At 69.4% G+C, this 11969-nt stretch carries 6 protein-coding genes and 1 pseudogene; 1 reads left to right on the forward strand and 6 read right to left on the reverse strand.

Annotated elements, in window-relative coordinates; genetic code table 11:
• Positions 1-413 precede the first annotated feature (413 nt).
• Positions 414-1865, forward strand: a complete 1452-nt coding sequence (locus VD972_RS42245; RefSeq protein WP_324995207.1) for a serine/threonine-protein kinase — start codon at positions 414-416, stop codon at positions 1863-1865.
• 26 nt (positions 1866-1891) lie between these two features.
• Here VD972_RS42245 and VD972_RS42250 read toward each other — a convergent pair whose 3' ends face one another.
• The 6 genes and pseudogenes from VD972_RS42250 to VD972_RS42275 all read right to left on the reverse strand — a co-directional run.
• Positions 1892-2947, reverse strand: coding sequence for an ABC transporter permease (locus tag VD972_RS42250; RefSeq protein WP_324995209.1), 1056 nt, complete (start codon positions 2945-2947; stop codon positions 1892-1894).
• Positions 2944-4476, reverse strand: coding sequence for an ABC transporter ATP-binding protein (locus VD972_RS42255; protein ID WP_324995211.1), 1533 nt, complete (start codon positions 4474-4476; stop codon positions 2944-2946). The genes VD972_RS42250 and VD972_RS42255 overlap by 4 nt, the downstream gene beginning before the upstream one ends.
• A gap of 75 nt (positions 4477-4551) precedes the next feature.
• Positions 4552-6195 (reverse strand): hypothetical protein, encoded by a 1644-nt coding sequence (locus VD972_RS42260; protein ID WP_324995213.1) that lies wholly within the window; start codon positions 6193-6195, stop codon positions 4552-4554.
• A gap of 185 nt (positions 6196-6380) precedes the next feature.
• Entirely contained in the window at positions 6381-8000 is a 1620-nt protein-coding gene (locus VD972_RS42265) for an N-acetylmuramoyl-L-alanine amidase (protein ID WP_324995215.1), read from the reverse strand.
• Between the two features lie 333 nt (positions 8001-8333).
• Entirely contained in the window at positions 8334-8696 is a 363-nt protein-coding gene (locus VD972_RS42270; RefSeq protein ID WP_324995217.1) for a nuclear transport factor 2 family protein, read from the reverse strand.
• A 180-nt stretch (positions 8697-8876) separates the two neighbouring features.
• A pseudogene (locus VD972_RS42275) lies at positions 8877-11969 on the reverse strand (hypothetical protein); the annotation flags it as partial.

An 11969-nucleotide genomic window follows, 5' to 3' on the forward strand; every position in this document is an offset into this window, starting at 1 on the left:
CCGTCAGTACGGCACGCGCAAGTCGGCCTGGTACACCAGCGTCGGCACCACCTGCGGCTCCAGCGCCTACTGCGGCAACGTGGTCGGCAAGCCCACGCTGTAGTCTCCGCGCGAGTCCCACCCGAGGCCCGGTGACCTGTCCAGGTGACCGGGCCTCTTCGTTTCTACGGACGGCGAATCAACCGACTCGGGGCCACTCCGGCGGCGGCGCTCTCGCCCAACCTGTCTGCTTGTCTGACAGGTTTGCCTGGCGCGCTCCCGGCAGGGGCGTCAGTGCGAGCCACTCTCCACCGCGTGCTCGGTGTGTTCGCTCCAGGGCCTTCTTCTGCGCTCAACCCATAGGACCAGGTGTCTCCTGGGTCACCTATGAGGTAGGGTCTCCTCCAGCTCCCTGTCTCTTCCGGAGGAGACCCTTGAGTCATGATGGTGTGACGGTCAGTGGTCCACAGGTCCTCGCTCGCGGCTCACTCGTGGGCCCCTGGCTCATCCTCGAGCGCCTGGATTCCGGCAGCTACGGCGTGGTCTTCCGTGTCCAGCGAGCAGGACACCCCGAGGCCGGCTCCTTCGCCTTGAAGATGGCCAAGCAGCCAAACGACCCCCGCTTCGAGCGGGAGGCAGAGCTGCTCCAGCGCATCCACCACCCCGCTGTGCCTGGCTACGAAGACTCTGGGAGCTGGACCTCCCCTCAGCACCACCGTTACCCCTATGTCGTCATGCAGTGCGTGGAAGGCTTCACCCTCTACGACTGGGCACAGGAGGAAGAGCGCTCCTCGCGCGAAGTGCTGCAGGTGCTTGCCCAGGCAGCCCGAGGCCTCGAGGCCGTCCACGCCGCTGGCGCCGTCCACCGGGATGTGAAGGGCGACAACATCCGCGTCACCCCCGAGCGAAGAGCCGTGCTGGTGGACTTCGGCTCGGGCTGGCTGCCGGACGCTCGACCTCTCACGGACACCACCGCTCCCCCAGGCACCACGCCCTACCGTTCTCCGGAGCTGCTGCGCTTCATGTGGCGCTTCCGCAGGGACACCGAGGCCCGCTGGCAGGCGCGTGCCTCGGATGACCTGTACTCGCTCGGAGTGACGGCTTACCGGCTCGTCACTGGCACCTACCTGCCTCCCGTCACCGAGAGCGAGGGGGAGTACTCCCGCAAGTGGCTTCGCCCGCGTGAGCTGGCAACCGTGGCCCTGGAACTGGAGGGCATCACCCTGCGCCTGCTCTCCGAGGACAGTCAGGCTCGCGGCACCGCCACGCAGATAGCCGAAGCCCTGGAGCGCGCCGCGCAGCAGGCGGGGCCCGAGGCGGACAGGCCCATCCGCCCCACACCGGCAGCCGCCTCCACCGAGGAGGGGGGGCCGCGCTTCTCCTCGCGCTCAGGCTGCTCCAGCCGGTCTGGCTCCTCTCGCCCCTCGACTGCACCCAAGCACCGCGCCGTCCGCAGGGCCTTGCCTGCATGGCTCTCCTCGGGCATCGCCGCCGCGGTGGGCGGGATGATGGGGGTGGCCTTCTTCGAGCCTCGGTATGGCCGAGGACGAGAAGACGAGCCGCCCCCTTCCATTGCCGAGGAGTGGCATGCGCCGCCCGTGGACACGCGGGATGCGGGCGTGGGGGAGCAGGGGCTCCTGTCCGCGGCCCAATCCCCGCGCCTGGGTTCCTCCTCCTACGGCCTGGGCCTGCCGATGCCCAAGACCCCACGGCCGGGGCAGAAGAAACCGCCCTGCATTCCCGACTATGAGCTTGAGGCGCTGGGCGTGTGCTGGGCCATCTTCAAGAAGGAACCACCCTGCGGAGGAGGAGGCTACGAGTACAACGGCCTGTGTGTCCGGGCATCCTACGAAGCTCCTCGCCCGCCCACCTCAGAGCAGCCATGACAACGGCTGCCCCTCTGACCTTCCCCTTATCGCGCCCACCTGAGGCGATAGCGCGCCAGGGACTCTCCGGCGATCAGGCACAGCAGCAGCAGCCCGCTGAAGACGTCGATGACCCGGAAGGGCATGTTGAGGCTGATCTTCAGCAGATCTCCTCCGGCGAGGATGAGGCCCATGAGCGGCGCGGTGACCAGCACCAGCGCCGGTTGGCCTCGGGCGAGCCATGCCACGATGATGGCTGTGAAGCCGTAGCCCAGAGAGATGTGCGCAGGGTCGAGCAGGCGGTAGTGGATGCCGGCCACCTCGCCCACGCCGGCCAGTCCGGCCGCGCCGCCCGACAGCAGCCCGGTGAGCAGCACCACCCGGGGAATGGGCATGCCCGCGTAGCGCGCCGCCCGGGAGCTCGCCCCCACCACGCGCAGCTCGTAGCCCAGCGGAGTCCGCGTGAGCAGCACCTGCAGCGCCACCGCCAGCACTATCCCCAGCACCAGCGTGGGCCAGTGCACCAGCGTGTCTCCCAGGTGCGGCAGCCGGGCCGGGCCTGGGAACTCGTCCGTATAGGTGAAGCCCTGCACGTTCTGCCCGCGCCAGGGACCGCTGACCAGATAGATGACGAGGTAGCCGGCCACCGAGTTCAACATCAGCGTGGTGAGGATCTCGTTCACGTCCACGCGCGCGCGCAGCCACGCGGCGGGCAGGGTCCACAGCCCTCCGGCCACCGCACCCGCCAGGAACATGAGAGGGAGGCTCAGGGCGCTCGCGGGGAGGAAGAGCGCCACGGCTCCGCCCGCTACCGCGCCCATCAGCAGCTGGCCCTCCGCGCCGATGTTGAAGAAGCTCACCCGGAACGCCAGGGTGAGCCCGCTGCCAATGAGCAGCAAGGGGATGGTGCGGCGCAGCACCTCGGCCAGTCCTTGGCGATCGGCCAGCGTTCCCTCTAGGAGTGTGCCGTAGGCCTCCAGCGGGCCCACGCCGTAGGCGGCGAAGACTCCGCCCGCCAACGTGAACGCGAGCGCCATGGCCCCTGCGTACACGGCCACGAGCTTGGACCGGCGAGGCAGTGGATCCTGCTCGAGGCGGATCATGCCGCGCCCTCCGCCGCCTGCGTCATCATCCGCCCGAGCCGCTCCAGGCTCACCTCGCCCGCGGGCCAGGGCCCTCGCAGCTCGCCCTGGTACAGCGCCGCCACCCGGTGCGAGAGGGCGAACAGCTCGTCCAGATCCTCCGTCACCAGCACCACCGACATGCCCTCCTGCGCCCGCTGGATGAGGAGCCGGTGCACCTGCTCGGTGGCCCCCACGTCCACGCCGTACGTGGGGTGCACCGCGATCAGCAGCCGCGGCGACCCGTCCAGCTCCCGCGCGAGCACGGTGCGCTGGATGTTGCCGCCGGACAGCAGCCGCAGCGGCGTGCGCGGGCCCGGTGTGGCGATCTGGTACGTCTGGATGAGCTCGGTGGCCTGGCGCTCCAGGCGCTCGCGATCCAGCCAGGGGCCGCGGCGCAGCTTCGTGCGGAAGGTGCGCAGGGCCAGGTTCTCCGCCACGCTCATGGCGGGCACGGTGCCTGCGGGCCGCTCCTCGGGGACATGGGCCACGCCCCGCTCGAAGAGCCGCGCCGGAGAGAGCCCCTCTAAAGGATGGCCCTCCAGCCGCACCTGGCCTCGGAACGGGCGCAGGCCCGTGAGCGCCTCCACGAGCTCGCGCTGGCCGCTGCCGGCCACCCCCGCGATGCCGAGGATCTCCCCCGGCGCCACGGTGAAGCCCGCTTTGCGCACCGCGGGCAGCCCGCGATCGGAGCGCACCTCCAGGTCCATCACCTCCAGCCGCACGCCGGGCTGGGGCGGCGAGAGCCGCGGACGGGGCACCGCCTCCCGCCCCAGCATCAGCCTCACCAGCTGCTCCCGGGAGGCCTCGCGCGCGGGCAGCTCGCCCACCTTCTTCCCCGCGCGCAGCACGGTGATGCGATCGGCGTGGGCGAGCACCTCGTCCAGCTTGTGGCTGATGAAGAGGATGGCCAGTCCCTGGGCCTTGAGCCGGGCAAGCTGCTCGAAGAGCGGCACCACCTCCTGCGGGGTGAGCACGCTGGTGGGCTCGTCCAGGATGAGGATGCGGGCGCCCTGCAGGAGCGCGCGGAGGATCTCCAGCCGCTGCTTCTCTCCCGCGGAGAGGCTCTCCACCCGGGCCTCGAGGTCCACCTGCAGCGGCTGGCCGGCCAGCCGCTCGCGCAGCCTCGCCAGCAACCGGCGCCGGGTGAGCAGGAAGCCGTCGCGCAGCCCGAGCGCCAGGTTCTCCGCCACCGTGTGCCGCTCCACGAGCAGCGGGTGCTGGGGCACCAGGGCAATGCCCAGCTTCAATGCCTGGGCGGGCGAGCCCACCCGCACCGGGCGGCCCTCGAAGGACAGCTCCCCCGAGTCCGGCGCGTACAGGCCATAGAGGATGTTCATCAGCGTCGTCTTGCCCGCCCCGTTCTCTCCGAGCAGGGCGTGGACCTCGCCGGCGTGGAAGTCCACGCTCACCCGGTCATTGGCGACGACGCCTGGGAAGCTCCGGGTGATGTCCGTGAGCCGGAGGAGCGGAGGGGACGCCATGCGGGCCACGAGCTTGCCACAGCGCATCCCCTCCCAGCGGGCTCAATCCACCGCGAGGCTGCACACCCGAGCCGAGGTGCGCAGCTCACGGGCGTGCTGTGCTCAGGGCCAGTAGCGGGTCAGCGCGAACTCGTTGTTGGACTCGTTGGCGAAGCCCGTGACCACGATGCGCGTCACCGGCACCCGGTCATCCGGCTGGAGCGCCAACGCGCGGGCCTGGTCACTCTTCGTTCCCGAGGCGACCGCGGTGACCACCTTGCCCCCGGTGCCGAAGCCGGTGTCGAGCGCGCCCGTGGCCTCGTAGCGCAGCACGGCGAAGTCCGCGGACGAGCTGCTCCCCGCGTTGACCCAGCCAGCCACCACGAGCTTGCCGTCGCTCTGCAGGGCGAGAGCCGTGGCCTCATCGAAGTTGTCGGTCGTGCTCACCGGGGTCACCACCTTGCCCGCGGTGCCAAAGCCCGTGTCCAGCGCGCCGTCCGCGCTCAGGCGGACCAGGGAGAAGTCGTTGTTGCTCGCGCCGGCCACCACGAGCTTCCCGTCGGAGGTGAGGGCCGCCGACCGGGCCGAGCCAGTGGGCGAGCCGAAGAGCCCGACGATCTTGCCTGCCGTGCCGAAGCTCGAGTCCAGGGTCCCGTTCGCGGTGTAGCGGGCCAGGATGAAGTCTCCATCCCCGCCGGCAGCGATGATGCGCGTCTCCCCGCCCGCCGTCTGCTTCGTGAGAGAGTAGATGACGTCCTTGCCGTTGTCGGCCTTCAGGGCGGTGAGCACCTTGCCGCCGGTGCCAAAGCCCGTGTCCAGGCTGCCATCGGCGTTGTAGCGAGCCAGCGCGAAGTCCTGGCCGGTGCCTGTGACGGTGGACTCGCCACCCACGACGATCTTGCCATCTGCCTGGACGGTGATCGCAAAGGCCCGGTCCGTTCCGTTGCCAAAGGCGGTAGTGACCGTTCCACCCGTCCCGAAGGTCGTGTCCAGGGTGCCGTTGGCGTTGTAGCGAGCCAGGGCGAAGTCCAGGCCGCTCGCGGCCTGCTCGGTGGAGCCGGCGACGAGGATCTTCCCATCGCTCTGGAGAGCCACCGCGTAGGCCTCGTCGCTGCCGGTGGCCAGCGAGGTAGACACCTTGCCGCCAGTGCCGAACTCCGTGTCCAGGCTGCCATCCCGGGCGTAGCGCAGCACGGCGAAGTCCGTGCCGGAAGCGGTGGCGGTGCGGCCCACCACGATGATCTTCCCGTCAGGCTGCACGGCAATGGCTTCCGCATAGTCCTCGCTCGCGCCGACCGCGGTGAGCACCGGGCCGCCGCCAAAGCTGGTGTCGACCGAGCCCGCGGGGCCGCGCACCGTCACGGTGAGCGTCTTCGTGGCAGTCGCCTCCCCGGAGGTGCCGGTCACCGTCACGGTGGTGGGCAGGGAGTGGGGGGCCGTGCCCGCGGCCGTCACGGTGATGTCGGCCTTCGTGGCGTCGCTGGCGATCGTCGCTCCCGCCGCGCTCGCGCCCGTGGGCAGGCCGCTGAACGTGAGGGTCACCGCTCCGGTGAAGCCCGTCTCCCGCGTCACCGTCACGGCGAAGGTGCCGCTCGAGCCCTGGAGCACGGGGAGCTTGTCGGGCGAGACCGAAAGGCTGAACTTCGCGGGCTGGGGATCGGGATCCGGGTCGGGATCCGGATCGACCTCGTCGCTGCAGGAAGCGCAGGCGGCCAGCAGCGCCACGGCGGCGCTCAGGAGCCACTTCTGTCGTGGATGCATCTTCATGGGCTTTCTCCTCGGTTCAGTGCAGGAATCTCGCCACTCCGGCCGTGCGAGGTCCAGCAAAGAAGGCGGGGAGCATCACACCTCCTGCCCGGGAGGTCGACCTTCGAAGTGCGGGGCGAGCCCTACCCTCGTCAGGTCCCACAGGCCCGGAGCCATGCGCTCCGGGCCTTCATGAGGCGGTGACGCTAGCGGACGCGGATGGCGTCCGCGATGACGACGGAGCCCTCGGCGGCCCAGCGGCTGACCTGGACCTCGTTCCAGCCGGCCGGGAAGCTCCAGGTGCCCAGCTCCTGCCACGCGCCGCCACCCGTCTGCTGGTTCTTGTACACCGTGGCCAGCTTGGTGCCGGACGCGTTCCAGATGATGAAGGGCGTCGAGGCCGAGCGGTTGGTGCCCGCCGTCCACCACGCGTCGAGGGTCTTCGTCGCCGCCGCCGACAGGTAGAACCGGAAGGTCACCGGGTCGGAGATGGCCTGCGTGGAGGCGTAGTAGTAGTTGGAGCCGTAGTAGCCGGGCGAGGAGGAGGCCGAGACCCAGCTCGCCGAGCCGACGAACTGCGCCACCGCGGAGTTGTTGTTGGCGTTGTTGCTGTCCACGACGAAGCTCGTGCCGCCACCGCCGCCGCTGCCGCAGTAGGAGTTGACCTTGCTGATGTAGCTGGACCACGGCCAGTTCGGACCCGGATCCGTGCGGTTGTTCGGCTGCAGCCGCCCGTGCGCCACGATGTGGTAGCTGTCACGCGTGATGACCTGATCCTTCGAGATGTCGCACGAGAGCTTCGCCGAGGCGTCGATCTGCCCCGCGGGGAAGGAGGACTGGCTAGCGAAGCCGCCGTGCTCGATGCCCACCGAGAAGTGGTTCACCGACACGCCGTTGAGCCCGCAGTCCTTGCTGCCATTGAGGCTGCAGCTGTAGCTGGCCGCCACGTGCCAGGCGCGGTTCGCCTCGTTCACCAGCTGGGAGATCTCACTGCCGCTCTCGTTCACCACGTAGTGGGCGCTGGCGCCCGCCGCCGAGTTCGTCAGCCAACCCCAGCAGCCGGAGTAGCCACCCTCGCAGGTGTGGATGACGATCATCGAGACGTTCGTCCCCGAGGGCCGCGCGTTGTAGTTGGGCGAGGGCCGCCAGATGGAGGCCGCGTAGTTCGGGCCCGCCGCCATGGCGTGCAAGGAGGGGCTGGCGAACTTCGCCTCCACCTGCGTGGGCATGATGGACGCCGTCACCTGGCCGTCCGGACCCTCGGCCACCACGCCCGTGCGCAGCGCGGAGTAGACACCCTTGTGCACGTGCTCGGCCTGCGCGTCCGTGTTCTCGATGCCGCTGAGCTTCACCACCGCGGCGGCCCAGGCGCCCAGATCCCCACGGTCGACGTTGAGCTCCTCCGCGTAGGAGGACAGCAGCGCCGCGCCCGCGCGGATGTTGGCCAGCGCGTCGGTGCGGACTGCCTCGGCGGAGACTCCCACCAGGGCCGCGCCGCGCTCGAGCGTCTCGCCTCGCAGGGCCATCACGCCAAAGGCCGCCGGCATGCCCTCGAACTCCTGCTCACCGCGCACCATCTGCCAGCGCGTCTCCGTGAAGGAGACGGCCTTGAGCAGGTCCGCCGGGACGTTGAACTCGCGGGCGGCCTGGTCGAACAGCGGATCCAGCTGGCCGGTGGAGCCGCGGCCGACGGCCTCCGTCGCTGCGTCAGCGACGGCGCTGGAGGGGTTCTGCGCGGGCTCCTGGGACTCGGGGCCCTGGGGACCACAGGCGGCCAGCAAGAGGGCCGCGGCGGCGGCCGCGAGCGCATTGCGCAACGAAAGCATGAAGACTCCTTGAGTGGGGGGACGCTGCTGCGTGGACTCCGCCCTCATCCGTGAGGGACAGGCGGGGTGCGGTTAGCAGCACTCGTGCCAATGGGGATCCCCGCGAAATCACGAGAGACGGGAAACCCGCAGTGGAGCATCCATGCTCCACCCCTCCTGGAGCACTCCGGGGAGAGGCGGACCGGCGCGCACGTAATTCCCCGAATTCTCAGGAGAAAAGACTCTGCGGACGCGAAAAGAGATTGGCCTGAAACGGGACAGTGCGAAAAGTCACAGTTGTCTCGATTTCAGACGATTCCGGCTATTGTAGCTTTACAGTGTGAGCGCTCGAAGTCACCCGAAGATGGGGGACGGGTCGAGGTGCGCGAGGTAGCGCTGGATGCGCTGCTCCTTCATGTCGAAGACATTGCAGAAGGGGACGGTGATGCGGCGGCCGTCCTTGATGCGGTTCATGGAGAGCTCGCCGCGGACGACGATGCCTTGCGGGGTCTGCCAGACATCGATGAGGTCATGGCGGAGGTTGCGAGCCAGGGTGAGGATGGCGCTGATCACCTGCTTGGCGCCCTGGGGACCTGAGACGGGGACGCCGCTGCCCATGCGGAAGGAGGCATCCTCCGAGAGATAGGCGGCCCAGCCTTCGATATCTCCCTGGTCGAACTTCGCGAACAGCTCATGCACCCAGGAATGGTCGACCATGTCCCCTCCGGACGAGTGACTTGGTGCATCTGATCGTTCCCTTCCATGGCCGTCAAGCCACCCGCTGGAAAATTCGTGTGGTAGTGACTACCTGTGGGGTCGCCCTCCCAGATGGCGTGCTGCGTTACGCTCAAGGACACTCTGTAGCGCCCGAGAAGCAGCCCTCCTTGCGGATTCGCTTCACGCGGGCTTTGGCACCTCGGCGAGCCCTCGTCGGCGCAGGTCCTCGAGATCCTCGGCGAGCCCCGCCTCCAGACCCCGCTCGGACTCGATGTAGCGCTGCATGAGCGGGACGGGGCAATACAGGCGCCCCTCTCCGTCGGGTACCAGCACGTAGCTCAGCTCGCGGTGGTCCATCGCCTCATCGAAGTCAGCCGAGCGGATGTCCGCGCCACGGGCCTTGAGCGCCTGCCGCACCTCCTCGCGCGTGGGGCGTCCGAGCAGCAGGGCCTGGCGCACCACGGCGCGGTGGAGCGGATGGTCTCCGCGCCAGCGGCGGCCCTGGTCTCGCAGATCCTTGTCCTCGCGGAGGATGCGCTCCAGGTGCTCGCGGGTGAGCACGTGGGTGTCGGGCGGCAGCAGCTCCACCAGCGCCTTGCAGGCCAGCACGACCAGGTTGGCCCGGCGCCCGGCCTGCTCGACCAGGAGCTCGGGCGTGGAGGCTGTGTCCCACTGGAGGCCCAGGGCCGCCATGGGCTCGGTGACGAGCGCCAGCGCCGAGCGCGCATCCAGCGGTTCCAACCGGAGGTGTTCTCCGAAGTTGCGCAGCGGTTGCTTCTCGTCCAGCACCACGGCCCGGTACAAGTCCCAGAAGCCGGCGAGGATGAAGTAGGCCCGTCCCTCCTCGGCCAGCGCGCGCATGGCCTGCAGCAGCGGGTAGCCCGCCTTGGCGTCGGCGCTGATGAAGTCATCGGCCTCATCGACCAGCCACACCCGCGGCCGCGAGGGCACACCCGCGGCGATCTCCGCGAAGGGCGGGAGCAGAGCGCCCTCCGCGGGCACACCCACGCGCTCCCGTGCAAGCCGGCGGTGCAGGCCTGCGTCCGCGAGCTCCACGTAGCACACGTCCAGATCCGAGCGGGCCTGGAGCCGGCGGAGCACGGCGAGCAGCAGGCTGCTCTTGCCCATCTGCCGCTGGCCCACCACCAGGAAGTTGCGGATGGTGCGGTCCGCGATGGCACGCACCTCGCGCTCGCGGCCGAAGAAGAGGTTCTCCAGCTTCACGCCACCGGCCACCTGGTAGGGCGACAGCTCCGACACGGCGACCTGCTCGGAGATGGTGGTCTCCAGCAGACGCCCGGGCTCATCGGCCAGCAGCAGGTCCCGGAGCCGGTTGGCGGAGAGGACGACACTGCGGACACGCGGCACGCCCTCGAGCACCTGGCGCGCGTTCTGCGCGTCTGTCCGGTCGAGCACGAGCACCTGGCTGGGGCCGCGGCCCTCCTGGAAGACATCAGCCATGCGGCGCTCGGCGTCGCCGGACTCCAGGCGGGTCCCATCGACGACGACGACAGCAGTCTCTCGGGCGAAGCGCAGCCGCAGGAGTGGGAGTGACAACGCCCACGTGTTCAAGCTCAGGCTGGCACCGAGCCTGCCGCCAGTGGCCTCCGCGAAGGCCGTGGCTGCAGCCTGAGGGTTCTGCGCCCCACACAGCGCTCGCTGCCAGCGGGTGGCGGGGATGCCCGCCGCGGTGATGGTGGAGTCGAGGCGGCGCGCGCGCCGGAGGGCCTGATCCGCCTCGAGCATGTGCGCCAGGGGATAGCTCTTGAGGGTGGCGGGAGACCGCTGGGTGTGCACCACCATCGGGTTGCGGTACACGCGCGCGTAGTACACGAAGCCGAAGAGCAGGAACGCCCCCAGAGTCAGCGCCATGTACAGGCCATGAGGAATGGGGAGCTTGACCTCGGGGGCGGAGAAGGTCCACGTGCGCGGCCACTTCGTGTAGCTCGCCGTGAGCTCGAAAGAGAACTTGCCCGCCTCGCGGATGGAAGCGGGGATGAAGAATGGCAGCGACTCGTCCAGCCCTGGGGCCAGACTGAGAAGCTGCTGACGGCCGGGCAGCCTCCGCTCGCCCACTCGGAAATAGCCTTCGAGGAGGAGCGAACCGGTGTCCTGGCTGCCCGTGTTCTTGAGTGTCACCGTCAGGGTGTCGTCCTTGACGCTGGGTCCGTTCACCAGGGTCAGCTCCGGAGTGAGGATCTCGATGGGAAGCTCGATAGTGGGCCCTTCACCCCAGGCATGGATGGCCTTGAGGCGGACCTTGGGCTCCAGGGGAACCTCCGCCTCCTCAGGCTTCAGATAGGAGAGACCGATGGCAAGCTCCACCGAGCTGCCGCCCTCCAGCCGCAGCACGGGCGCTGGGGGCAGGAGGAGCAGTCCCGGTGGAAGTTCAAGGGGCTCGATGCGTATCCAATACGCCCGGCCTGCCCCTTGCTCATTGCGGAGGGTGACCGTGAGCTCTCCCAGCCAACCAAAGTCACCCGGAGCCTCGCGCAGCGTGGCGCTGGCGGAGAGCTGGGGCGGCACGTCGGGCCGAGGGGGCAGAACGGGTTCGAGCGCGCCATCCTCCTGCTGGCGATAGAGGAAGCGGCCATCATCATGACGGAAGACAGGCTGTCCCCGGAGGTGGCTCAGCCACCCGGCCTTCGCTCCACGGAGGAGCCCCTGGAAGGGCTCGTCACCCGACAGGGACCAGAGCCGCACTGACCCATCGACGTCGCCTGAGGCCAGGGTGGCCTTCTCAGGACTGAAGGCGACGGACTGCGTCCAGTTCGCATGCTCCAGGCGCCGGGTCTGGCGTCCGGTCGCAACGTCCCAGAGCCGTACTGTCTTATCGCCCCCCGAAGAGGCCAGGGTGCCCCCGTCCGGGCTGAAGGCCACCGAGGTCACCGGACTCGAGTGTCCTTTCAGGAAGCGCAGCCGGCGCCGAGTCCCCAGGTCCCACAGCTGGACCGAGAAGTCCCAGCTGCCCGAGGCCAGGGTGCGCCCATCCGGGCTGAATGCCACCGAGGAGACGAGGCTCTTGTGTCCATCGAGCTGGATGTAATGATCTGACCACGGCATGCCAAACAGCAGGATCTTGCCGTCGTTCGCGCCTGCGGCCAGGGTGCGCCCATCTGGGCTGAAGGCCACCGACGAGACGGCGCTCGTGTATCCCTGGAGGCCGAGGCGCTCGCGCCCGGAGCCAACATCATACAGCCGGACCCCGCTGCTACCGCCTGCGGCCAGGGTACGCCCATCCAGGCTGAAGGCCACCGACGAGACGGGCTGTCC

The organism is Hyalangium sp. (genome assembly GCF_035629615.1).
Classification (GTDB): domain Bacteria; phylum Myxococcota; class Myxococcia; order Myxococcales; family Myxococcaceae; genus Hyalangium.

Excerpts from the sequence above, each read along its gene's own strand:
- VD972_RS42250 (WP_324995209.1), bottom strand. The coding sequence starts at position 2,947 with ATGATCCGCCTCGAGCAGGATCCACTGCCTCGCCGGTCCAAGCTCGTG.
- VD972_RS42255 (WP_324995211.1), bottom strand. The coding sequence starts at position 4,476 with ATGCGCTGTGGCAAGCTCGTGGCCCGCATGGCGTCCCCTCCGCTCCTC.
- VD972_RS42260 (WP_324995213.1), bottom strand. The coding sequence starts at position 6,195 with ATGAAGATGCATCCACGACAGAAGTGGCTCCTGAGCGCCGCCGTGGCG.
- VD972_RS42265 (WP_324995215.1), bottom strand. The coding sequence starts at position 8,000 with ATGCTTTCGTTGCGCAATGCGCTCGCGGCCGCCGCCGCGGCCCTCTTG.
- VD972_RS42270 (WP_324995217.1), bottom strand. The coding sequence starts at position 8,696 with ATGGTCGACCATTCCTGGGTGCATGAGCTGTTCGCGAAGTTCGACCAG.